The sequence below is a fragment of the Pseudomonadota bacterium genome (genome assembly GCA_008501635.1).
GTDB lineage: Bacteria > Pseudomonadota > Gammaproteobacteria > QQUJ01 > QQUJ01 > QQUJ01.
In genome coordinates this window covers 1-22,951 of sequence record QQUJ01000022.1, presented here as the reverse complement: position 1 = coordinate 22,951, position 22,951 = coordinate 1, and the positions used below count along the sequence as shown (strand labels likewise).

Here is a 22,951-nt window from a genome sequence, read left to right as displayed (position 1 = left end):
ATAGCGGAATCAATCAACCAGGCTGGCAGTGACCTCGCTCAGCGGGTCGGAAGGTTGAGCCTTCCCCGGGCGTTGCTCTTTCCCGCGGGCGGTGGTGTGACCAACCCGGGTTTCATGATGGTGGTTGCAGGCTGTATATCACGTGCCTTGGGGTAGGACTGCACATCGATATGCAGTACGGCGTAGCCGACGTCAGTGTTCCTGAGTTTCGCCCTGAGTGCCCAGATGCCGGGTGTGGGGAAGGCCGAGCGCTCCGCCCAGAATCGATTCGAGCGGAACGCTTTGTCGGGAAAGGGGCCCACCATTTGTGTGAACGAGGGCAGGCATGGCTTGTTAATCGTTGGGAAGCACATTGCCATCGGTTGGTTGGAACCTGGGGCTATCCACTCCAGGTCGACGTAGAGGATTTTGTTGGATCCGTCTGGATTGATCATCTTGAGTATCTGCTCGTCCACGATCAGTTGCATGCCGAGTTTGCCCCCCTGAGCAAGCACAGGGGTGAGGCCCTGAGGAGGCGAGAGGAACTCGAACTTCCAGGCATGGGCGGGTAAGGTGCCGGCCACCGTCAGTAAGGCGATGGCGAAGAGACGGATGACTGCCGCTATCGCGCGGCGCTCGAAACCGTTGCGTTTGCCAATGAGGTTGAGGGTGAGTTCGTTCTTCATGGTGCACTCCTGTATTTGGTTCCACCCGCGAGTTATTGTGCTGGCGATCGAGCGAGTAGTCGCGATTTCCCCACGCATGGTTCAATGGCCCCATCGATCGTTACGCAGCGGCTGTTCCACAATCTCGATATTGCAGTTACTTGCAAGCCCTCGGCGCACCGACATTAATGATGTTCGATCGATTGTTGTCTTCGCGCAGTTCATCCACCAATCGCAAAGGATCGGCATTGGCGACGAAGGGGTGGGGTGCGGCATCGGTCATGTGGCGCGGATCCGATTTGAGATAGTAAATCGGCACCTCCACGATCTGCCGGCCTCCGGGCGGGATGGCGGGCACCGTCACTCCGTTGCTCCAAGCGGAATGGGTATCCTCCACCTTGACCAGTGCCTTGCCGGCGATCGCGGGCGATGCGGCGCTGCCAATGTTCTTTACGGTAACTCCAAAGCGGATTACCGCGTTGCCCGGTTTGCAGCTGCCCCAATCCTTGAGGGCGAAGCGTTCGATGATCAGGTCGGGTTTGGCGCCTTTGACGGGGGGCACAAAAACCGGAACAGGGGCAACGATGGTGCCGGTGATGGCGACCGCGCAACCTTGTTTCTTGCACATGCCGGTGCGGGTATTCAGTTCCCAGCCGGATTCGCAGTAGTTAATCGTATGGGAAATGTAAGTGCCGGATCGGGATTCGCAGGCGCCGTAAGTGCGGCCGTCCCGTGTGCCGCTGCGCGTGTAACGCTCACCACGTGAACAGAGGGGTTTTTCTGGGCAGCAGTTGTCTTTGACGCACACACCCCGCGTGCGATCCAACGTCCAGCCAGTGTCGCAGCTGCGTTCCTGATGCGACCTGGCAAATGTCGGGAAGCCGGAACTCGAGTGGCACCAACCGGTTGTCGCCCGGGGATTGCTATCGGCGCGGTAGCGCTCGCCGGAGCGGCACAGGGGCTTGGAACAGGTGTCGGCAACCGCCGGTTTGGGGTAGCTCAACGCCGTGCCTGCAAGCAGCAGCGCGACGCCAAACAGTAAAGAGTAAACCGATCTGAGTAGGCCAAAACGAAGGGAGTGGTTCATGGCGTCTCTCCTTGAGACGGGGCATCGCGTTAGCGGCCGGGAAGCGACGGGCCGGGAATACCTTTGCGCGGAGGATCGATGCGCAGCCGCGAGCCCCCGGAACCGCGTTCGAAGCTGAAGCCCTCCTTGTAGACGTACAAGAACACGTCATTCTCGTGCAGTGTGTCGAGATGGTGGTTGCATGCCGATTTGAAAGTAAAAATCAGATCGTAGGTGCCATCACCACGGGTGCGGATATAGCGCGAGCTCGGTGCACGATGAAAGCAGGTATCCGAGACTCCGCGAAACGGTGAATCGGAGGCAGGTGCAAGTTCCTGGGTCCCAAAGGCACCCTCCCGAAACAGGCCACCAGGGGCGGGCGTGCGCACCGCACCATGACCCCAGATCAGCTGTGCCCCCGCGATGGGGAGTCCCTCGGGGGTGGCGACGCGACCCGAGATATGGACGTGCGAAAGCGTGGGGTCGCGCGTCGCGCTGGGCGGATGCGCCAGAACGTTCTGGGCCATTAGTGCGATTGTTGATCCAAGAACCAGTATTAACGGGAAGGCGTGGGAAGTGGACATTTCTTTTCTCCCTTGCTAGCGAGGTGTTCCAACAAAATCGATGTTGCTGATTTCCAGACTGCGCGGCGGCGCGGTCTCGACGCCGATGAAGTTCACATTGCTGAGCGCGAGGCTGCGCGCTTGATCGATCTCGCGGCCAATGAAATCGACACGCTCGATGGCCAGGCTTCGTGGCGCAACAGATCGTTCGGGGATCGCAGGCGGTTGGTTCAGCTGCGGGACCGTGCGCGGAGGGGTTTTGGAGGGCGGTGCCGCCAGCGTTGCATTGACTCCGATGAGCGCAACCAGGGCGATCATTACCTGTGCCCAATTGGCGTGGGGGGGTGGCGTGGCAACCGGACTGCGCGGTGGCAGCGGTCGATCGTCTGATCTTGCTGTGACGTGTTCCATCTCAATGCCCTCCCGGCTGGGATTGCGGGCGGACCCCGCAATCCCTTGTGGGCGTTTAACGACAACCTGCCGGCGCACCGACGTTGATGGTCGCCGACTGATTGTTCCCTTCGTTGCTCTCGTCAACACGGTTGCCCGGATCGACTTTCGCCATGAACGGGTGCGGGGCGGCACCGGTCATATGCGCTGGATCCTCCCGCAGATAATAGACCGGAATTTCCACTGTCCGGGTGGCGCCCGGTGCGATGACGCCCAACATGACCCCGTTGCCCCAGTTGCGGTGCTGATCCATCACTTGCACCAGCGCGTAATCGGTCACCGCGGGGGACGCGACCGTACCGACATTGGCAACCGTCACCTGAAAGGTGATGACGGCATTGTTAGGCGCGCAGCTGCCCCAGCGTTTCAGCCCAAAGGAGCGGACCATCAGGTCGGGTTTGCCCTGTTTTGCGATCTTGATGCGCTGGCAATCGACGTTGTTGCTCTCGTTCGACTCGGCGGTCTTTTTCCCCGGATCGATACGGGCGCACACGTAATAGCTGCCCGGCGATGTGTCCGCGGGAATGGTGCCGTTGCCGCCCTGCAGGTTGGGGTAGGCATGGCTGGCACCTGGCGCGAGGTCGACCGTGTTGCTCACACGTCCGCCCTGTAGCAGCACATCGTCGCTGTAGTTGGGCGCGTAGGCGGCGAAGCCGTCGACGACGTTCGTGTCTTTCGAGAGCACGACGTCGATCATGTAGCCGTTGGAACCGGCGCTGGCCGTGCCGGCGGCGCCGGCCTCACCCACGTTGAAAGCCCTGGCGGTAATCGCATTACCGATGGTGTCGCCAGGCTCGGCGCTGCGGGGAGCGTTCAATTTGACCTTCAGATCGGGGAGTTTCCGGCGCGGCACGGTCATCCGGACCACCTCTTTCACTTTGCTGCCGACCGTGGTGCGTGGAGTATCCGCACAGCGAACGCTGAAGGCGGCACGGTCGGAGACCATGGCGGTGGGGTAGACGATCTCAACGGCCTGCCAGCCGTCGTAGCCCGGCAGGCGATCCCCGCCCAGGGTCCAGGTGGTGCTGATCGATTGACTGCCGGGGCGCTCAAAGTTGAGGGTTTGAATCGGTGCGACGGCACCATCGCTGCGGATGAACCTGTACTGCACGCGTCCCGCGCGGTCGGCCCTGATGCGACCCGAGAAGGTGATCTTCGCGGGGCATTGGCCGTTGTGCGCGGCGGGTGATGCGCGGAGCGCGGCATGGAACTCCTGGGCGTGGACGTTGGGCGTGCCCAAACTCAGTGCGACCAGTGCCGCGCCCGCCAGGGCGGGGGTGTTGATCAGCTTCCGTTTCATTACTCGATCTCCTGATGCCGGGTTCAAGCAGCCCACTGGGCGGGCTGGCGGGATGGCTATCCCCGCACGGGATGTTCTTTGCAGGTCCCGTGTCGGTGATTGGGTCGCCGTCAGAAGCGGGGAGGTTCAAGTGACAGGCGGCGGCCGGCATGTGCGCCTGTGTCCCTCGGGCGGGGATCGTGTTCGGCGGCGGCGGAAGCCGGGGTGAATCGAGGTGCGTCGCGGGCTGGTGGCCTTGCGACCGGCGCAGGGCAGCGCTTAGAATCTCGCCCCACGCGAGCGCGGCGCATGCCGACGGTGGCAGTCGAGTCGTAGTGCATCACAATGCGGGTGTAGTTCAATGGTAGAACTGCAGCTTCCCAAGCTGCTAACGTGGGTTCGATTCCCATCACCCGCTCCACCCTTCCCCTGGCGGTAGTCATCCGCCCGATATTTTGTGCTTGACCTTTTCTAATATGGTTCTATTATTCGAAATATGTCGAAATATAGTACTAATGAGCTGGACGAGATCAGCGGCATTCTCAAAGCGCTCTCCAATCCCCATCGCCTGAAGATCTTTCTGGAACTCGTGGCCTGTTGCGCACCCGGGAAGGTCTGGTCGGTCGAGTCCCCGGAGGCCCTGGGACGTTGTGTGGGCGATCTGGCGCAGATGGTCGATATTGCGCCCTCCACCCTGTCGCATCATCTGAAGGAGCTCAATCGGGCGGGATTGCTGGAGATGAACCGTCGCGGGCAACGGGTGGAGTGTTGTGTCGCGCCACAAGCGGTGGAGATGCTGATGAAATTTTTCAACCAATGTTGTGGCAGCGTCGGCTGCAAGGAGAGCGGGTCATGAACAATGAAAATTCGGTGAATCTTCGAAACCAGGTGCGAGAACGCTATGCGGGTATCGCCCGCAATGAGGGTGGCTGCTGTTCCACCACCGCTTCGTGCGGGGGCGACAACGACTACTCCCGGAAACTGGGTTACAGCGCCGAGGAACTGGCGGCGCTACCCGAAGGCGCGGAACTGGGTTTGGGTTGCGGCAACCCCACGGCGATCGCGGCACTGTCGCGCGGCGAGACGGTTCTGGATCTGGGCAGCGGCGCCGGTGTCGACTGTTTTCTGGCGGCGCGCGCTGTCGGCGAGAGCGGTAGAGTGATCGGCGTCGACATGACGGCGGAGATGTTGAGCCGTGCGCGCAGCAACGCACTCAAGGGCGGTTATTCCAACGTCGAGTTCCGCCTGGGTGAAATCGAGCATCTGCCCGTGGCCGACGCTACGGTGGATGTCATTCTCTCCAATTGCGTGATCAATCTCTCCACCGACAAGCAGCAGGTGTTTCGCGAGGCGTACCGTGTTCTGAAATCGGGCGGGCGTCTGGCGATCTCGGATATCGTCGCGCTGCAGCCGCTGCCCGAGGCGATCCGTGCGGATGTCAGTCACTACACCGGCTGCGTGGCGGGGGCGGCGCTGGTGAACGATGTGGAGCAGATGCTGCAGCAGGTCGGCTTCTCCTCGATCCGGGTAAAGCCGCGCGAGGCGTCGCGGGCGGTGATTCGCGACATGGCGGGTGAGCGCGGCATCGAGGATTACATCGCATCGGCGGATATCGAAGCGATCAAACCGTAATCGCTACCCGCTGCGCTCACCGAAAAAAGGCGCGTCGTCAGGACGCGCCTTTTTTGTGCGTGAGGCCCCGTTCAGCCCGGTGATTTGCGCGGCGGTATCAGATTCACTTTGGACAGATGCTGGTGCACCTCGTTGGATCCCAGCTTGCAGAAATCTTTGGCCAGTTCGTGCACCTCCACGTCGGAGCCATTGGTGTAGATAGTGTTGCGCAGGTTGCCGAGGAGGTGTTTCTGCGCAATCAGGATGATCTTCTTGGGGTGATGTTTCTTGGTAAACCTTTGCATCTCTTCGGCCACGTCGCGGGCGAAGCGCCGCTCGATTTCTTCGAGGTGTTGGTCGCGGTGATCGTTATAGCCGCGAGCGCCGGCCCCGACTCTGCCACGGTTTCGACCGCTCTTTTTTTCTCTCCAGATTTCGTTGCCGTGGCCGGACCACTCCTTGTTTTCCAGTCGGTGTTGCTCGATGAGATTGGGGCCAGATTCTATTTCGGGGATGTCGGCGGGTTCCAACGTGAAGAAACGAGCGCAACTTCCTGCTGCGACGACTACGAAACAATCACTCATGGTGTTGACTCCCGTGGAGTGTGGTTTTCGGCAACTCCGCTGATCCGCCTCGCAAGCGATTGCGGAATCACCCACCCTGTTGGCCAATGGAGCCCCGTGTTTACCGGGCTCCGCGTACTTGCTACTCGGCTGAGAAAAATAGCCCTCCATACCAGGCCCGGGCCTGTTGCCCGGAGTTGTCGGTATCGGTCATGATCGCGACCGCCTCTATGTTGGATATCGAATCCCCCGTCAGTTGGCGGATATCCTCAAGCACGTTGCGTTTTTCGCTGCGCCATTCGGTCAGCGTATCGCCGGGACCGCGCACGGCCACCATGGTCGAGTTGGCGGTGAAGGCATTGGGCCAGACGCTGCCGGGTGGTTGACTGCTGGACCAGACGTAGTTGATGGCGCGGGTCTGCCAGAAGAAGGGTCCGACGGAATAGATGACGTAGACCCGGGCCGGGTAGTCATCGCCCGTCTTGCGCAGCTCATCGACATCTTGCAGCCGTTCCTGCACAGCCCACGACCAGTTGAGGTAGGGAGTCTTGCGCAGGTCTATATCGATGGGGCGCACCAGCCCCGAGGCGCTGCCCATGCTGTCGGCCTGGAGCGCCGCGCGCCCGCGGTACTCCACGTTGCGGTAGTGGGTCTGACCGACGAACACCTTGGGATTCCAGCCAGCGAGATCACGGGTAAAATCGTCGACAGGGATGACGCTGCTGAGCGCTGGAGCGCTGAGCCAGGCGAGCACAATCAAAGGCACAACCCACCGTCGCCAGACAACAGGAAGGTGGCGCATAGGCGAAACTCTCATACGCTTACGTATAGCAGATGCTGTGTGGTGCGTCCGGGCAAGGTTGGCATCGTCTTGGCTGGTTCCTCCGCGAACGAGACGCTAGCCCGGACTAAGTTGTTGTAGCAACGCTAAATGTTCTACCGCTTTCACGGGCTATCCATTGGGGGTTAGCCCTTCAGTGATAGGACATGCAAACCGCGCCTGCTACGATGCACACAGATCTGCAAGGCTGCTGAGCCGCCGTGCATATCGCGCTGAAACCCCAGTGAGTCAAAGGAAAGGAACCGCGCCGTGGCAAAAGCCCTGAAACTCATCATTGGTCTGCTGTTGGCCCTGGTACTGATCGTGGCTGTCGGCCTGGCGGCGTTGCTGGTCTTTGTCGACCCCAACGATTACCGCGGTCAGATCGAAGCGGCGGTGCAGGAGAATACGGGTCGCAGCCTGGCGATCGAGGGGGATCTGCGCCTGTCGGTCTTTCCCTGGCTGGGCTTGGAGCTGGGTCGAATCAGGCTGGGCAACGCGCCGGGATTTGGCGATGCGCCCTTCGCCGAAGTGGCCGCCGCCCAGGTGCGCGCGCGCCTGTTGCCGCTGCTGCGCAAAGAGCTGGAGGTGGACAGGCTGACCTTGCAGGGGCTGCGGTTGGATCTGCAGGTCGATAAGAGCGGGCGCAGCAATTGGGCGGATCTGGCAGGAGAATCGGCAGCAGCGGCCGAGAAACCTGCCGCGGCGGCCAGTGCGCCAGGGCTTGCCGCGCTCGCCATCGGCGGGCTGGAGGTGAGCGATGCGCAACTCAGTTACCGCGACGCCACGACGGGCGCCCATTACCAGATTCGCGACCTGGCGCTCGGCAGCGGCCCCATCGCCCTGGGGCGACCCACCGACATGGAACTCAGCCTCAACCTGCAAGCCAATCAGCCGCCTGTCAGCGCCGCCATCACCCTGCGATCGGAAATCACGCTGGCCTCAAGCCTGCAACAGATCACCCTGGCTGGAACGCGTTTGGGCGTGAAGGCTAAGGGCGCGGCACTGCCCGTGCCGGAACTGGATCTGAAACTCGCCAGCGACATCGCGGTCGATCTGGGCGCCGACAGCATGACGGTGAGCAAACTCGAGCTGGAGGTTCTCGGTCTGAACCTGCTGGGCGAGATCGCGGGCACCGCGATCACCACAGCGCCGCAATTCAGCGGGCGCCTGCGCCTGGAACCGTTCAGTCCGCGTAATCTGTTGACCCGGCTGGATCAGCCGGTTCCCGAGACCGCCGACAAGGGTGTCCTGGGCAAGTTGACCGTGGACACCGCGTTCAGCGCCACTACCAAGAGCGCCGCACTCAGCGAACTCAAGATCCTGCTCGATGACACGGCGCTCACCGGCAAACTGGCGGTGGAGGATTTCGCCAGACAGTCGCTGCGCTTTGATCTGACGGTGGATGCGATCAACCTCGATCGTTATCTGCCGCCGCCCAGCCAGACCCCGCCACCCACGGCCGGCAGCGCCGCGGTGGGAACCGCCGAGCTGCCGATGGAGCTGCTGCGCGCGCTCAATGTGGCGGGCAATTTCCGCATCGGCAAGCTGACGGCCTCCAACCTGACCTCCGAGGAGGTCAGGATCACCGTCAATGCCAAGGGCGGCAGGATTCGCATCCACCCGGCGAGCGCCAGGCTCTACGGCGGCAGTTACAGCGGTGATATCGGACTGGATGCCACCGGCACGGAACCTGCCTACGCGCTGAATGAAAAGCTGGAGAAGGTGCAGGTCGGCCCGCTGCTCAAGGATCTGATGGGTGACGACAAACTGCTCGGCACCGCCAACCTGGAGGCCAGGCTCACGGCGCGGGGCAATGGTCCCGATGCCATTCGCAAGACCCTGAGCGGCAAAGCCGCTTTCACGTTTACCGACGGCATGGTCAAAGGCATCAATGTGGCGCAACTGCTGCGCGAGGCGAGCGCCAAGCTGAAAGGCGAGCCGGTGCCCAAGAGCGATGAAGCCAACGCCACCGATTTCTCCGCCCTGGGCGGCAGTTTCACGATCGACAACGGCGTGGTGGACAACCGCGATCTCGATGCCAGATCGCCGCTGCTGCGCGTGCAGGGCGCCGGCACCGCGGACATCGCCAAGGAGACCATGGACTATCAATTGAAGGTGGGCGTGGTCGGCACACTGGCGGGCCAGAGCGGCGAAGCGCTGAGTGATCTGAAGGGGCTCACCATCCCCCTGCGCATCCACGGCACTTTCAGCGAGCCGCGTTTCCGTGTGGATCTCAATGAGGTGCTGAGCGAGCAGAGCAAAGCCAAGCTCGATGCCAAGAAACAGGAGCTCAAGGCCAAGGAGGAACAGATCAAGCAGGAGCAGAAAGCAAAGCTGGAAGAAAAGAAGGAAGAGGCCAAGCAGAAGCTGGAAGACAAGCTCAAGAACCTGCTGAAACGGTGAGCGAACGGAGCGCAGTGACCAGACGATGACCGACGACGACTTCGCCCACCGGCTCCTCGCCTGGTACGACGGGCATGGCCGCAAGGATCTCCCGTGGCAGACCGAGCGCAGCGCCTACCGGGTATGGGTCTCGGAGATCATGCTGCAGCAGACCCAGGTCGCCACGGTCATTCCCTACTTCGAACGCTTCATGGCGGCGTTTCCCACGCTGGGTGCGCTGGCCGCTGCGCCGCTGGACGACATCCTGGGGCTCTGGTCAGGGCTGGGGTATTACGCCCGGGCGCGCAATCTGCATCAGGCGGCAAAGCAGACCGTCGACCGGTACGGGGGCGAACTGCCCACCGCCATCGACGAGCTTTGCCAGCTGCCCGGCATCGGCCGCTCGACGGCCGGGGCGATCCTGGCCCTGGCCCACGGACAGCCCCACCCCATCCTCGATGGCAACGCCAAGCGCGTGCTGGCCCGCTATCACGCCGTGCCGGGGTGGCCGGGGCAGACGGCGGTCGCCAAACAGCTCTGGGACCTCGCGGCACGGCATACCCCGGCGCCGCGCGTCGCCGATTACACCCAGGCCATCATGGATCTCGGCGCCACGCTGTGCACCCGCACCCATCCCGCCTGCGGGGACTGCCCGCTGATGGCGGGTTGTCAGGGCTTCGCGGCAGGACGTCAAGCGGATTACCCGGGAGCAAAACCGCGGCGCAGCTCCCCCGCGCGCGCCTCGCGGTTTTTGCTGATCCGTGATCCGGCGGGGGCGGTGTTATTGGAAAAGCGACCGCCGACCGGGGTCTGGGGCGGGCTGTGGTCGTTGCCCGAGTGTCCCGAGGGGGAAGAGGTCACGGACTGGTGCCGCGATCACTTCGGCCTGGCGACGCGGGTCGCCATGACGCTGCCGCGTTTCCGCCACACTTTCAGCCATTTTCACCTCGACATTGCGCCCCTGGTGCTGGATCTGGTGGGAAGTGCGGATTCCATTTCCGACCGTGCCGCTCAGGTCTGGTTTAACCCCGCGAAACCCGTTAGGCTTGGCATCCCTGCGCCGGTGCAGCGATTACTGGAGCAGGTTACCGTGCAACCGCGAGGAGAGATGAATGGCGCGAATGGTGAACTGCGTAAAGCTCGAACGAGAGGCTGAGGGACTCGATTTTCCCCCCTACCCCGGTGAGCTGGGCAAGCGAATCTACGAGAACGTGTCCAAAGAGGGCTGGCAGTTATGGTTGCGTCAGCAGACCATGCTGATCAACGAATACCGGCTGTCGGGCATCGACCCCAAAGCGCGTGAGTTTCTCCAGACCGAGATGGAGAAGTTCTTCTTCGGCGAGGGTTCCACGCCGCCGCCGGAATTCGTCCAGCCGGGGCAGTGATCGCGCCGGTGCTTCCCTTGACGGGGGCAGGGTATAACGGTTTAATACGGCGCTTTCCGCTCGCCAGAGCGGGTGGCGCCCAACTTCAAAATCCGCCCAGGTAGCTCAGTCGGTAGAGCAGGGGACTGAAAATCCCCGTGTCGGCAGTTCGATTCTGTCCCTGGGCACCAAGAATAGAAGCCCACTGTGTTCATCTGGACCAGTGGGTTTTGTTTTTGTGGGTGCCCGAATCGAACGGCTGATTGGGGTGTCGGCAGTTAGATTGTTCGCGCCTTCCCTGGCGCTCACCCCTTCGGGGCCCGCCTGCGGCGGTCCGAAATTCGCTCCCGGCGAATTTGTCTGTCCCTGGGCACCAGAATGAAAAGCCCGCTGAGTTCGATTAGAACCAGTGGGCTTTTTCTTGCCTCAGTGCCCGGAATCGAGCAGCTGATTGAGGTGTCGGCAGTTAGATTGTTCGCGCCGTACTTTGATCAATCGAGTCTGACCCTATTGGTCTGGTCTTACGTTATCCGGGCTCTCTCACATGCATGGGTTGCGTCATGCCTGCGCCCAAGACCGCTATGAGGAACTGACTGGCTGGAAGGCTCCGGCCGCCGGCGGATCAACAAGCAAGGATCTAACCCAGGACCAACGGGAGACTGACCGCCAGGCACGGCTCACCATCAGCCGAGAGCTCGGCCATGATCGAGAAGCTGTGACCACCGCCTACTTAGGCAGGTGAGTCTCTGTTGGAATTCCAGCCGCACCATGCCGATTGAGAAGACTCAACCCGAATTAATTGACACAAAAAAACCAAGTGCGCCCGGGATCTGTCGGTGTAAGGTTGTCCCATGAGACTTCATATTCTGAATGACCTGCACATCGAGTTCGAAGGCTTCGCACCGCCACCAACCGATGCCGACGTCGTCGTCCTGGCGGGCGATATCGGCGTGGGTATGGAAGGACTGCACTGGACAGAAGCCAGATTCCCGGACAGACCGGTGATCTACGTTCCGGGAAACCATGAGTTCTACCATCACGATATTAGCCTGACTAATAAGTTGAAGGCGCTAGCACCGGACCACATCCATGTGCTCGACAATGACCAGGTCATAGTTGATGGTGTGCGGTTCCTGGGCAGCATCCTGTGGACGGACTTTGCCCTGTTCGGGGAGGCGGATAAGTTCTTCGCCATGCAGCACGCACGGCAGTGGATGACCGATTTTTCGATCATTCGAAACAGCGATCAGCAGTTCACGCCTGATGATGCCATCCGGCTGCACACGGTAAGCCGGGACTGGTTGGCGGTAATGCTTGCCGAGCCCTTCGACGGCAGGACGGTGGTTGTCACCCACCATGCGCCCTCGTCACAGTCGGTGCATCCACGCTATGCCAATGACCTGTTGACCCCGGCCTTTGCCAGCAACCTGGAGAATCTTATGGACGGCGACCGGCCAGCACTCTGGGTCCACGGCCATATGCATGAGTCCTATGACTACGAGATCTATGGAAGCCGGGTGGTTTGCAACCCGCGCGGCTATGCACCAGATGCCCTGAACCCGGATTTCAGGCCGGATCTGGTCGTGGATATCTGAACCAGGCTTAAAGCCAGGGCAGGTCGCGGCGTCAAAATATACAAATTTCGATATTTATTCAAAATGTATTAAGTATTTCGATTGAAATGAATATTTTTCGATAATTGAGATATCTATTTTTCGATACAACTGCTACATTTCACATAATTTTCGATAAGAGCAATAGATTTTCGACTCATGCGCCTTGAATTGGAAACGCCAGTCAGCTTCCAGGACGAGATCGTTCCCAAGGGGGCGCAACTCGCCGGCTGGGCGGCGCTCGTCCATGCACTCGGTCTCCAGGCGCCCGTCCGGCAACCAAGCTGTGTTTCGGAGAAACATATCGGAGGCAGTCAGCGAGAGGAAGGTGGTTTTCGTGTCTTCGACAAGCGCTACCAGCCCGGCGACGATGTGGCCGATCAACTGACCTTCGCACTGCGCCACGAAAATATCGACCTGCTGATATTAAAGCGTGCATTTGAGGCCGTACCCAAAGCCGTCCTCGAAGACTACGTCCGCTCCACCCCAACGGGCACGCATACGCGGCGCGCCTGGTTCTTCTATGAAATGCTGACCGGGCAGACGCTGGACTTGGATGACGCGCCCAATGCCACGGCCGTCGATGCACTGGATACAAAAGCATATTTCACGGGAAAGGCAAAACTCTCCAGGCGTCATAAGGTTCGGGATAACCTGCTCGGCAGCGGTGACTGGTGTCCCGTCATACGCCGAACGGAGCAGCTTGAAGCTTTCGCCGCGCTGGGACTGGCGGAACGTGCTGCGGAAACCGTCGGACGTACCGGCCAGCACCTTGTCACACGAGCTGCCAGTTTCCTGCTGCTGGCTGACAGTCGGGCGAGCTTCGAGATCGAAGGCGAGCGTGCACCTCGCAACCGGTTGGAACGGTGGGGTCGGGCGGTGCTGCAGGCCGGGAAAAACGAACTCACGCTCGATGAGGTCATTCGTCTTCACAGCGTCCTGATCGAGGATAAACGGTTTATCTTTCCGGGACTGCGTCCTGATGGCGTATTCCTCGGCGAGCGCGATCACCTCGGTGATCCATTGCCGGAATTTATAGGCGCCCGTCCTCAGGATCTGGAAGTCTTGTCTGCAGGTATGCTGGCCGCGAATAACCGCATGCGGGATGACGGGCTTGATCCCATCCTGCAGGCGGCGGCGACTGCCTTTGGATTTATCTACGTTCACCCATTCCAGGACGGCAACGGCCGTGTGCACCGTTGTTTGATTCATCATGTCCTGGCAGAACGCAAGTATACGCCGCCTGGTATGGTCTTCCCCGTTTCTTCTGTCATGCTGGATCGGATTGATGATTACCGCAGGACGCTGCAGGCACATTCAACACCCTTGATGGATTGCATTGAATGGCGTCCCACGGCCGAGCGAAACGTCGAAGTGCTAAATGATACCGTCGACCTTTACCGATATTTTGATTGCACAGAAGCTTCGGAATTTCTCTACGCCTGTGTCCAGCGTACGGTTGAGCACGATCTACCCAAAGAAATCGATTATCTCCGTCGGCACGATGAAGCCATGGCCAGAATCATGGAGATGATCGAGATGCCGGATCGACTGGCGCAGAACCTCATTCTGTTTATACGCCAGAATGATGGCGCACTCTCGAAGAGGAAACGCGAAAAGGAGTTCTCCGCCCTGACAGACGAGGAAGTTCAGGGATTGGAAAACATTGTTCAGGATGCCTTCGACGGTTTCGACGAAACGGTAACTAAAGGGTAAGTAACGAGAAAGGACAACATAAGGACTATGCCGCAGCTCGAACACATTGAGGCGATAGAAAAGCGTCTGTGGACTGCGGCTGATACCCTGCGCGCGAACTCCAATTATGCGAGTAATGAATATTTCCTGCCAGTCATGGGCCTGGTGTTTCAATAAGGAAAAAGGACGGAAAAAGGGGACGGAGGGAATAAAAAGTGACCAACTCACTCAATTGGGTAAACTTTATTCCCTCCGTCCCCTTTTCCAGAGGCAATCAAAGCTTTACTTCCTCTGTATACGAGGACCAGCGTTCAACAGGATCAGTCTTGATCGATTTGCTAGAAATAAATCGGTCCCCTTTATTACCCTTTCGGGGTCCGCCAGTGGCGGTCCGAAATTCGCTCCCGGCGAATTTGTCTGTCCCTCAAACGAAAAGGGCTTTGACCCGAATGGCACGAATGGCACTGATGCGAACCCCATGAATTGGTTGCATCCGGTTGCTTTTCAATGCAAATGACGAGTCATTTGTCACTAGTGTCATGGAGCGCTGAGCATGGAAAACTGTGTAGTATTGGTGCCGAGGGGATATTTTCTTTCAAACATTTAAGCTTGTGCTCATAAACAATAAATCGATTAAATCGGGGGGGTAATGGTCGAGAGTTTCTCTGGCACTGCGGCTTTCATCTGGTCCGTCGCGGACCTGCTTAGGGGCGACTTCAAACAGTCCCAATACGGCCGCATCATTCTGCCGTTCACGCTGCTGCGTCGCCTGGAGTGCGTGCTGGCGCCTACCAAGGCTGCGGTGCTGGCGGAATACGAGAAGCGTAAGGACTCGGACCTGCCACTCGATGCCTTCCTGAAGAAGGCCGCTCAGCTGCCCTACTACAATACTTCCCCCATGGATCTGGCCAACCTGGGCGAGACCCAGGTCCTCGACAACCTGGATACCTACATCCGCAGCTTCAGCCCGGATGCGCGGGAGATCTTCGAGCATTTCGGTTTCCACGACTTCCTGGAAAAGCTGGACGAGGCGAACCTGCTCTACATGGTGATGCAGAAGTTCGCCGGCATGGACCTCAGCCCCAAGGCCCTGAACAACCACCACATGGGACTGGTGTTCGAGGAGCTGATCCGGCGCTTCGCGGAATCCTCCAACGAGACCGCCGGTGAGCACTTCACCCCGCGGGACATTGTCCACCTGACCACCGCCCTGCTGTTCACCGATCAGCAGGGCAGCATCGGCCCCGGCAAGATCGTCACCGTCTACGATCCCACCGCCGGCACCGGCGGCTTCCTGTCCGAGGGTGAGGAGTACATCCATTCCATCTCCGAGCAGGCCCGCGTCACCGTGTTCGGCCAGGAACTCAACCCCGAGTCCTACGCCATCTGCAAGGGCGACATGCTCATCAAGGGCCACGAGATCCAGAACATCAAAAAGGGCAACACCCTCGATGATGACCAACTCGCCGGCCAACGCTTCGACTTCATGCTCTCCAACCCGCCCTTCGGTGTGGACTGGAAGAAGGTGCAGAAGACGGTCACCGACGAGCACAAGCTCAAGGGCTTTGCCGGCCGCTTCGGCCCTGGCCTGCCGCGGGTGTCCGACGGCTCGCTGCTGTTCCTCATGCACCTGATGAGCAAGATGCGCGACCCGAAGGAAGGCGGCTCCCGCATCGGCATCATCCTCAACGGCTCGCCCCTTTTCACCGGCGGTGCCGGTTCCGGCGAATCCGAGATCCGGCGCTACATTCTGGAGAACGACCTGCTGGAGGCCATCGTCGCCCTGCCCACGGACATGTTCTACAACACCGGCATTGCCACCTATGTGTGGATACTCTCCAACCGCAAGGCCGACGAGCGCAAGGGCAAGGTCCAGCTCATCAACGCCACCGATCTGGGTGACAAGATGCGCAAGTCGCTCGGTTCCAAGCGCAAATACCTCACCGAAGACAACATCGACGCCATCGTGCGTCTGTACGGCAACTTCGAAGAGAGCGGCACCTGCAAGCTCTTCCCGACCACCGCCTTTGGTTATCGCCGCATCACCGTCGAACGCCCTCTGCAACTCGCCTTCCACCCCAAAGACCCCGAGCGCCTCGCCGCCCTGCAGGCCGACAAAGCCTGGGCCAGGCGGGATGGAAACCTGCAGCAGGCCATCCTCGACGCCCTGCCACGCTTCGAGGAAGACAAGGTGCTGTCACGCACCACCTTCAAAAAGTGGCTCAAGGTGCACATGAACGGGGAAGCCTTACCGGCGCCCGCCCTCAAGCTGCTGCAGAAGCACCTGGGCGAGCACGACGACCAGGCCGAGATCTGCAAGGCCAGAGGTAAGGCCGAACCCAACCCCGACCTGCGCGACAATGAGAACGTCCCGCTGGGCGAGGATATCCACGCGTATTTCAAACGCGAGGTGCTGCCCCACGTCCCCAATGCCTGGATCGACGAGGCCAAGAAGGACGACAAGGACGGCCAGGTGGGCATCGTCGGCTACGAGATCCCCTTCAACCGGCATTTCTATAAATACGTGCCACCGCGTCCGCTGGAGGAGATCGATGCGGACCTGGACAAGGTGAGCCGGGAAATCATGGATCTGCTCAAGGAAGTCCATGCCTAGGGCCCGGCACCCATGCTATACAAGCCTGCCAATAACAAGAGTTGAAATGTTCACTATATTAAACTCTTCCTATAATATGGGTAGCTTGTCTGCCTTGTATGGAAGGGAGCCTATCGCATGAGCGGGCAGGAAAACCGCGCCGGCCGCTATATCCGGCAACCCACCGGATACCGCGCCTTTATCCCGGCGCCCCTGCCCCCATCCCCGCCCGTGCAGATCGAGGGTCCGATTCAGGCGGCCCTGTCCCGGGCGGATGTCGCGCTCGGCCGCCTCGACGGCTCCGTCCAGACCCTGCCCAATCCAGACCTGTTCGTCTTCATGTACGTGCGCAAGGAGGCGGTCCTGTCCAGCCAGATCGAGGGCACCCAAAGCTCGCTGCAGGACGTGCTTGCCGCCGAGGCGCAGATCTTCAATCGTGATCGGCCGAGCGACGTGCGCGAGGTGCTCAACTACATCGAAGCGATGCGCTATGGCCTGCGCCGCCTGGAAGAGCTGCCTGTCTCAGTCCGGCTGATCCGCGAAATCCATGAACACCTGCTGCGTGGCGTACGGGGCGGCAGGCTGACGCCTGGCGAGCTGCGCACCAGCCAGAACTGGATCGGCCCCGCGGGCAGCGGCCTCAACGACGCCTCATTCGTTCCGCCACCGCCGGATGCGGTTCCCGAGGCCCTGTCGGACCTCGAACGTTTTCTGCATGCCGAAGACCATCTTCCGGTGTTGCTGAAGATCGGTCTGGCACATGCGCAATTCGAAACCATCCATCCCTTCCTGGACGGTAACGGTCGTATCGGCCGATTGCTGATCGCCTTTCTGCTGTGCAGCAGTCAGGTGCTGCACAAGCCGGTGCTCTACTTGTCCTATTACTTCAAGCGCCACCGGCAGACCTATTACGACCGGCTGCAGGCGATTCGCGATCACGGCGACTGGGAGAATTGGCTGCTCTTCTTCCTCGAAGGCATCATTGCCGTCAGCGAGCAGGCCACAGAGACGGCGCGCCGCATCCTGCAAATGCGCGACGCGCATCGCAACGCCATCACCGAGAAGCTGGGCTATGCCGCCGGCAACGGCCATCGCGTGCTGGAGACCCTGTACGAGCGGCCGATCGTCTCCGTCAAGGATGTAGAGGGCGTTACCGGTACCACCTTCGCGGCAGCCAATCAGCTCGTCAAACGCCTGGAGCATATGGGCCTGCTGGAGGAGATCACCGGCCAGACGCGCAATCGGCGCTTCCGCTATGCGCCCTATATCCAGTTGTTCTCCGATCAGGAAACCGAGGCACCGGAGCCGGTGCGATGATTGTGGCCAAGGAAACTGTCTGATGGGCAAGTATCAGCCCTATCAGGAATATCAGGATTCGGGGGCGCTGAATCTCGGCGCGATACCATGTCACTGGTCTGCAAAGCCGCTAAAAACACTCTCTAGCTATAACGACGAGGTTTTGCCGGAAGGTACGGACCCTGACTTTACGATTGAGTACGTCGACATAAGTAGCGTTTCAGCGACCGATGGCATCCGTGAAACTACATCCATGAATTTTGGCGTAGCCCCGTCACGGGCCAGGCGAATAGTCCGTGATGGAGATGTACTGGTATCAACAGTGCGCACCTATCTGGAGGCGATCGCCTGGGTCTCTGAACCCCCGAAAAACCTGATCGCCTCAACAGGGTTTGCAGTAATTCGGGCGAATCCTGCGCTGTTATATAGGCGCTTCGCCGGTTACGCACTGCGAGCCCGCTATTTCATTGATGAGGTAGTCTCTAGGTCGGTTGGTGTGAGTTATCCTGCCATTAACGCTTCTGACCTTGTGTCCATCAAGATTGCAGCACCACCGTTAGATGAGCAGCAGTCAATCGCCGCCTTCCTCGACCACGAAACCGCCAAAATCGACCGGCTCATTGCAAAGCAAGAGCGGCTGATCGAGCTACTCAAGGAAAAACGGCAGGCGGTGATCTCCCATGCCGTCACCAAGGGCCTCAACCCCGACGCGCCGATGAAGGACTCCGGCGTGGAGTGGCTGGGTGAGGTGCCGGCGCATTGGAATGTGAAGCAACTAAGATATTTGGTCAGATTCTTCGGCGGTGGAACACCATCGAAAGACAAAGAAGAATATTGGAGTGGCGATATACCATGGGTGTCACCAAAGGACATGAAGTCCGATTTCATATCGAATGCCCAAGACAAGATTACTGAAGCCGCTGTGATTGAATCATCAACTAAGAAAATTCCAGTCGGCGCGGTATTGATTGTCGTTCGTGGCATGATCCTTCTGCATTCCGTACCTGTTGGACTGACAGAAGTAGAAGTGACAGTTAATCAGGATATGAAAGCAATGGTTGCTGGGAAGCATGTTGACGGAAAATACATACTGTACCTACTCAAAGGCATAAAGAGCCGCATTCTCGAACTCATGGATAGCTCGGCACATGGAACACGTGTTTTGCCCACAGAGGATATGGCAAGAATAACGTTACCTGTTCCCCCTCTGAAGGAACAAGCAGCGATTTGTGACCATATTGAGGAGCGGCTTGGTAAATTTGGCCTATTAATTCAGAAAGGTGAACAGCAGATAGACTTACTTAGGGAACACCGTGCTTCTCTAATTTCTTCCGCCGTCACCGGCAAGATCGACGTCCGCGGCTGGCAGAAGCCCAACACCGAACCCGAAGAAACCGCCGCAGCGGCCAGCGCCTAGGAGAAAGCGTGGACAAGGCCAAGGAACTCGTCTTTCAGCAGGCCATCGTTGATTCATTGACCGCGGATACCTGGCTGGAAGGCAAGGCCGAGCACTACGACCGCGAACTGGCCTTGTATCCCGAAGACCTGCTGGCCTACATCCACGCGACCCAGCCCGAGGCGGTGGCGAAGCTCACCAAGTTCTATCACGACAAGACGGATCAGATGATCCTCAAACGGGCCGCCGAGCAGATGGACAAGCACGGCGCCCTGCATGTGCTGCGCAACGGATTCAAGGATCGCGGCGCCAAGATCCGGCTTTGCCAGTTCAAGCCCGATCACGGCCTCAACCCCGAGACGCTGGCGCGCTACGCGGCCAACCGCCTGCGGGTGGTGCAGGAGGCCTCCTACTCGCCGCATGCCCGCGAGGGTTACAACCCGCGCCTGGACCTGGTGCTGTTCGTCAATGGCGTGCCGGTGGCGACGCTGGAACTGAAATCCGAATTCAAGCAGTCGGTGGAAAACGCCAAGCGGCAGTACCGCAAGGATCGCCCACCCAAAGATCCCAAGACGCGCAAAGCCGAACCTCTGCTGACCTTCAAGCAGCGCGCCCTGGTGCACTTCGCCGTGGGCCTGGAAGAGGTATGGATGACCACGCGGCTGGAAGGCGACAAGACCTTCTTCCTGCCCTTCAACAAGGGCTACGAGGGTGGCGCCGGCAACCCACCCAACCCGGACGGCTATGCGACCGACTATCTCTGGAAACAGGTGTTTACCCGCGATGCCTGGCTGGACATCCTCGGCCGCTTCATTCATCTGCAGAAGGAAGAAAAGGAGACCTACGAGGGCAGGAAGTACATCAAGGAGACAATGATCTTCCCGCGCTTTCATCAATGGGATGTGGTGACCCAGCTGGTGGCCACGGCGCGTGCCGAGGGGTCGGGGCATAAATATCTGATCCAGCACAGCGCCGGTTCCGGCAAGTCCAACTCCATCGCCTGGACGGCGCACCGGCTGGCTTCGCTGCACAACGCGCAGGACGAGCGGGTGTTCGATTCGGTGATCGTCATCACCGACCGCACCGTGCTCGACGACCAGTTGCAGGAGACCATCTACCAGTTTGAGCACGCCGAGGGTGTGGTGTGTCGCATCTCGCGGGAGGAGGGCGAGGGCAGCAAATCCGCACAACTGGCCCAGGCCCTGGCGGACAGCACCCGCATCATCATCGTCACCATCCAGACCTTCCCCTTCGTGCTGGAGGCCATCCAGCAACAGACCAGCCTGAAGGAGCGCCGTTTTGCCGTGATCGCCGATGAGGCACACTCGTCCCAGAGCGGCACCACCGCCCGCAAGGTGCGCGAGGTGCTGATGGCCGAGCATCTGGACGAGGAGGTCGAGATCACCGGCGAGGACGTGCTGGACGCCACCCTGGCGGCCCGCGCCCATACGGACAACATCAGCTACCTGGCCTTCACCGCCACCCCAAAAGCCAAGACCCTGGAACTGTTCGGCCGGCCGTCTAATCCGGAGCTTCCAGCGGGGGACGACAACCTGCCCGCCGCCTTCCACGTCTACACCATGCAACAGGCCATCGAGGAAGGTTTCATCCTCGACGTGCTGAAGCGGTTTACCACTTACTCCATGGCCTTCAAGCTGGAGCAGGCCCAGGGCGACGCGGACGATGAAGTGGACAAAGGCAAGGCCGCCACCCGCATCTTCCGCTGGGTGAAGCTGCATCCCTACAACATCGAGCAGAAGGTAGCGGTAATCATTGAGCACTTCCGCAAGCATGTCGGCCACCTCCTGAATCACCAGGCCAAGGCAATGGTGGTGAGCGACTCCCGCAAGGCCGCCGTGCGTTACAAGCTGGCCCTGGACAAGTACGTGGCCGGGAAAGGCTACGATGATGTGCACGCCCTGGTGGCGTTCTCCGGCGACGTGGAGGACAAGGAGAGTGGTCCGGAAGCCTTCAACGAACGCAACATGAATCCCGGCCTCAAGGGCCGCGACCTGCGTGATGCCTTTGATACCAACGAGTATCAGGTGATGATCGTTGCCAATAAGTTCCAGACCGGCTTCGACCAGCCCAAGCTCTGTGCCATGTACGTGGACAAGAAACTGAACGGTGTGGACTGCGTGCAGACGCTCTCTCGGCTTAATCGCATCTATCCCGGCAAGGACGAGCCCTTCGTCCTCGATTTCGTGAACCTGCCGGATGACATTTTGGATGCTTTCCGCCCGTACTATCGCACTGCGGAATTGGCCAACGTCTCCGACCCCAACTTGGTTTACGAGCTTCAGGACAAGCTCGATGCAGAGCGGATTTACACCTGGCAGGAGGTAGGAGCATTCGCCGATGCGTTCTTTGACCCGAAGCAGACCCAGGACAAACTCAGCTACCACACCCGCCCCGCGGTGGATCGCTACCGAGACCGATACAAATCGATGGTCGCTAATCTCAAGGAGGTTCGCAGGGCAGAACGTGAGGCGGAAAAGCGTGGTGACGAGGTGCAACTGGCTAACGCACGAAAGCAGCTTAAGCAACTAGGTGAAGATAAAGATGCGCTGGATCTATTCAAGAAGAACCTGGGCACTTTCGTACGCTTCTATGAGTTCATGTCCCAGATCATTGATTACCACGATCCCGATCTTGAGAAACTGTCAGTCTACGCCAGACACCTTCGTCCCCTGCTGCGTGAAGAGCGCCTGGACGAAGAGATCGATATATCAAGTCTGCAGCTCACTCACTACCGATTGAAGAAGATCGCCGAACATGAGCTGAACTTGAAGGATGGCGAAGAAGATTATCGACTAAAAGGTGCAGACGGCCTGGGATCGGGGACGGCCCACGATCCACAGAAGGAGGCGCTGTCGCGCATCATCGAACGCCTCAACGAGCTTTTCGCGGGCGAAGCACTGACCGACAAGGATCGGTTGAACTACATGAACACGATCAAGGACAAGGTGCTGGAGAACGGCAAGGTTGTTCAACAGCTGGATAACAACACACGCGAGCAGATCATGATCGGCGACTATCCCGATGCCGTGCAGGATGCAGTGATGGACAGCCTGCACAACCATAATGATCTCGCCAGTCAGTTGCTGCAGAATCCGACTATTTCCAAAGAGTTTGCCCGCTTGTTGTTGGAGGTAATATTACGGGAAAGAAGTACGTTGGACGCGATCATTTAGCAAATGTCGTTTTTAGGGCATCTCTGATTAAGTCCCAAAGTTTGCGACAATACACGCATTATTTGGAACCGGTAGAAAACGATGAAACAGCAAACATTTGCCGCGGGGGAATTTGAGCAATTTCGAAAACCAACCCGGCGAGAGAAGTTTCTCTCGGAGATGGATGCTGTGGTTCCATGGGATCAGCTTTGTGAGCTCATCGAACCCCACTACCCCAAAGCGGGAAACGGGCGCCCCCCCATTGAACTGGAACGGATGTTGCGCATCTACTTCCTCCAACACTGGTTCAACTTGTCGGATCCAGGCGCCGAGGAAGCGTTGTATGAATCTCGCTCCATGTGTCTTTTCGCCGGCATTGACCTTGGGCGTGAGCCGGTTCCCGACGAGACGACGATTCTCAATTTTCGTCATCTGCTGGA

20 protein-coding genes, 2 tRNA genes and 1 pseudogene are annotated in these 22,951 nt (G+C 59.4%); 16 read left to right on the top strand and 7 right to left on the bottom strand.

Going from position 1 to position 22,951, the window contains the following annotated elements; genetic code table 11:
• Window positions 1-38: 38 nt before the first annotated feature.
• The 5 genes from DWQ09_13990 to DWQ09_13970 all read right to left on the bottom strand — a co-directional run bounded on the left by DWQ09_13990 (window position 39) and on the right by DWQ09_13970 (window position 4,023).
• Window positions 39-665 (bottom strand): hypothetical protein, encoded by a 627-nt coding sequence (locus DWQ09_13990; GenBank protein KAA3626979.1) that lies wholly within the window; start codon window positions 663-665, stop codon window positions 39-41.
• A gap of 136 nt (window positions 666-801) precedes the next feature.
• Window positions 802-1,731, bottom strand: coding sequence for a hypothetical protein (locus DWQ09_13985; protein ID KAA3626978.1), 930 nt, complete (start codon window positions 1,729-1,731; stop codon window positions 802-804).
• A gap of 29 nt (window positions 1,732-1,760) precedes the next feature.
• Window positions 1,761-2,237 (bottom strand): hypothetical protein, encoded by a 477-nt coding sequence (locus DWQ09_13980; protein ID KAA3626977.1) that lies wholly within the window; start codon window positions 2,235-2,237, stop codon window positions 1,761-1,763.
• Between the two features lie 72 nt (window positions 2,238-2,309).
• Entirely contained in the window at window positions 2,310-2,591 is a 282-nt protein-coding gene (locus DWQ09_13975) for a hypothetical protein (protein KAA3626976.1), read from the bottom strand.
• 148 nt (window positions 2,592-2,739) lie between these two features.
• Entirely contained in the window at window positions 2,740-4,023 is a 1,284-nt protein-coding gene (locus DWQ09_13970) for a hypothetical protein (protein ID KAA3626975.1), read from the bottom strand.
• 326 nt (window positions 4,024-4,349) lie between these two features.
• On the opposite strand from DWQ09_13970, the gene DWQ09_13965 reads away from it, so the two are divergent.
• From DWQ09_13965 to DWQ09_13955, 3 genes are all read left to right on the top strand, one after another.
• A tRNA-Gly gene (locus DWQ09_13965) sits at window positions 4,350-4,423 on the top strand.
• A gap of 75 nt (window positions 4,424-4,498) precedes the next feature.
• Window positions 4,499-4,858 (top strand): transcriptional regulator, encoded by a 360-nt coding sequence (locus DWQ09_13960; protein ID KAA3626974.1) that lies wholly within the window; start codon window positions 4,499-4,501, stop codon window positions 4,856-4,858.
• On the top strand, window positions 4,855-5,634 hold the full coding sequence (locus DWQ09_13955) for a methyltransferase domain-containing protein (protein ID KAA3626973.1): 780 nt from the start codon (window positions 4,855-4,857) through the stop codon (window positions 5,632-5,634). The genes DWQ09_13960 and DWQ09_13955 overlap by 4 nt, the downstream gene beginning before the upstream one ends.
• Window positions 5,635-5,705: 71 nt before the next feature.
• Here DWQ09_13955 and DWQ09_13950 read toward each other — a convergent pair whose 3' ends face one another.
• Together DWQ09_13950 and DWQ09_13945 are read right to left on the bottom strand one after the other, a co-directional pair.
• Window positions 5,706-6,347: a host attachment protein gene (locus DWQ09_13950; GenBank protein KAA3626972.1), complete on the bottom strand. Its 642-nt coding sequence runs from the start codon at window positions 6,345-6,347 to the stop codon at window positions 5,706-5,708.
• Window positions 6,319-6,978: a DUF3047 domain-containing protein gene (locus DWQ09_13945; protein KAA3626971.1), complete on the bottom strand. Its 660-nt coding sequence runs from the start codon at window positions 6,976-6,978 to the stop codon at window positions 6,319-6,321. The genes DWQ09_13950 and DWQ09_13945 overlap by 29 nt, the downstream gene beginning before the upstream one ends.
• Window positions 6,979-7,266: 288 nt before the next feature.
• On the opposite strand from DWQ09_13945, the gene DWQ09_13940 reads away from it, so the two are divergent.
• The 13 genes and pseudogenes from DWQ09_13940 to DWQ09_13880 form a co-directional block, all read left to right on the top strand.
• Window positions 7,267-9,402: an AsmA family protein gene (locus DWQ09_13940; GenBank protein ID KAA3626970.1), complete on the top strand. Its 2,136-nt coding sequence runs from the start codon at window positions 7,267-7,269 to the stop codon at window positions 9,400-9,402.
• A 25-nt stretch (window positions 9,403-9,427) separates the two neighbouring features.
• On the top strand, window positions 9,428-10,537 hold the full coding sequence (locus DWQ09_13935; GenBank protein KAA3626969.1) for an adenine DNA glycosylase: 1,110 nt from the start codon (window positions 9,428-9,430) through the stop codon (window positions 10,535-10,537).
• Window positions 10,494-10,766, top strand: coding sequence for an oxidative damage protection protein (locus tag DWQ09_13930; protein ID KAA3626968.1), 273 nt, complete (start codon window positions 10,494-10,496; stop codon window positions 10,764-10,766). Before DWQ09_13935 ends, DWQ09_13930 begins: the two co-directional genes overlap by 44 nt.
• Before the next feature lie 94 nt (window positions 10,767-10,860).
• Window positions 10,861-10,936 (top strand) — tRNA-Phe (locus tag DWQ09_13925).
• A 353-nt stretch (window positions 10,937-11,289) separates the two neighbouring features.
• Window positions 11,290-11,487: an integrase gene (locus tag DWQ09_13920; protein ID KAA3626967.1), complete on the top strand. Its 198-nt coding sequence runs from the start codon at window positions 11,290-11,292 to the stop codon at window positions 11,485-11,487.
• A 109-nt stretch (window positions 11,488-11,596) separates the two neighbouring features.
• A complete protein-coding gene (locus DWQ09_13915; protein ID KAA3626966.1) occupies window positions 11,597-12,340 on the top strand; it encodes a hypothetical protein in 744 nt (247 codons plus the stop codon).
• A gap of 177 nt (window positions 12,341-12,517) precedes the next feature.
• A complete protein-coding gene (locus tag DWQ09_13910) occupies window positions 12,518-14,074 on the top strand; it encodes a cell filamentation protein Fic (protein ID KAA3626965.1) in 1,557 nt (518 codons plus the stop codon).
• 27 nt (window positions 14,075-14,101) lie between these two features.
• Window positions 14,102-14,224, top strand: a pseudogene (locus DWQ09_13905) (restriction endonuclease subunit M).
• Between the two features lie 478 nt (window positions 14,225-14,702).
• Window positions 14,703-16,667 carry an SAM-dependent DNA methyltransferase gene (locus DWQ09_13900; GenBank protein KAA3626964.1) on the top strand — a complete coding sequence of 655 codons (1,965 nt, stop codon included), beginning with the start codon at window positions 14,703-14,705 and terminating at the stop codon, window positions 16,665-16,667.
• A 117-nt stretch (window positions 16,668-16,784) separates the two neighbouring features.
• Complete coding sequence (locus DWQ09_13895) at window positions 16,785-17,963, top strand: Fic family protein (GenBank protein KAA3626963.1); 1,179 nt, start codon at window positions 16,785-16,787, stop codon at window positions 17,961-17,963.
• Window positions 17,964-17,985: 22 nt separating this feature from the next.
• A complete protein-coding gene (locus DWQ09_13890; protein KAA3626962.1) occupies window positions 17,986-19,359 on the top strand; it encodes a restriction endonuclease subunit S in 1,374 nt (457 codons plus the stop codon).
• Between the two features lie 8 nt (window positions 19,360-19,367).
• Entirely contained in the window at window positions 19,368-22,532 is a 3,165-nt protein-coding gene (locus DWQ09_13885; protein ID KAA3626961.1) for a type I restriction endonuclease subunit R, read from the top strand.
• Between the two features lie 81 nt (window positions 22,533-22,613).
• Window positions 22,614-22,951 (top strand): transposase (locus DWQ09_13880; protein KAA3627082.1); only part of this gene is annotated, 338 nt, incomplete at its 3' end.

Coding starts and splice junctions, on each gene's coding strand:
- DWQ09_13945 (KAA3626971.1), bottom strand. CDS start 6,978: ATGCGCCACCTTCCTGTTGTCTGGCGACGGTGGGTTGTGCCTTTGATT.
- DWQ09_13910 (KAA3626965.1), top strand. CDS start 12,518: ATGCGCCTTGAATTGGAAACGCCAGTCAGCTTCCAGGACGAGATCGTT.
- DWQ09_13975 (KAA3626976.1), bottom strand. CDS start 2,591: ATGATCGCCCTGGTTGCGCTCATCGGAGTCAATGCAACGCTGGCGGCA.
- DWQ09_13930 (KAA3626968.1), top strand. CDS start 10,494: ATGGCGCGAATGGTGAACTGCGTAAAGCTCGAACGAGAGGCTGAGGGA.
- DWQ09_13980 (KAA3626977.1), bottom strand. CDS start 2,237: ATGGCCCAGAACGTTCTGGCGCATCCGCCCAGCGCGACGCGCGACCCC.
- DWQ09_13895 (KAA3626963.1), top strand. CDS start 16,785: ATGAGCGGGCAGGAAAACCGCGCCGGCCGCTATATCCGGCAACCCACC.
- DWQ09_13935 (KAA3626969.1), top strand. CDS start 9,428: ATGACCGACGACGACTTCGCCCACCGGCTCCTCGCCTGGTACGACGGG.
- DWQ09_13915 (KAA3626966.1), top strand. CDS start 11,597: ATGAGACTTCATATTCTGAATGACCTGCACATCGAGTTCGAAGGCTTC.
- DWQ09_13985 (KAA3626978.1), bottom strand. CDS start 1,731: ATGAACCACTCCCTTCGTTTTGGCCTACTCAGATCGGTTTACTCTTTA.
- DWQ09_13920 (KAA3626967.1), top strand. CDS start 11,290: ATGCATGGGTTGCGTCATGCCTGCGCCCAAGACCGCTATGAGGAACTG.
- DWQ09_13960 (KAA3626974.1), top strand. CDS start 4,499: ATGTCGAAATATAGTACTAATGAGCTGGACGAGATCAGCGGCATTCTC.
- DWQ09_13900 (KAA3626964.1), top strand. CDS start 14,703: ATGGTCGAGAGTTTCTCTGGCACTGCGGCTTTCATCTGGTCCGTCGCG.
- DWQ09_13970 (KAA3626975.1), bottom strand. CDS start 4,023: ATGAAACGGAAGCTGATCAACACCCCCGCCCTGGCGGGCGCGGCACTG.
- DWQ09_13955 (KAA3626973.1), top strand. CDS start 4,855: ATGAACAATGAAAATTCGGTGAATCTTCGAAACCAGGTGCGAGAACGC.
- DWQ09_13890 (KAA3626962.1), top strand. CDS start 17,986: ATGGGCAAGTATCAGCCCTATCAGGAATATCAGGATTCGGGGGCGCTG.
- DWQ09_13990 (KAA3626979.1), bottom strand. CDS start 665: ATGAAGAACGAACTCACCCTCAACCTCATTGGCAAACGCAACGGTTTC.
- DWQ09_13950 (KAA3626972.1), bottom strand. CDS start 6,347: ATGGAGGGCTATTTTTCTCAGCCGAGTAGCAAGTACGCGGAGCCCGGT.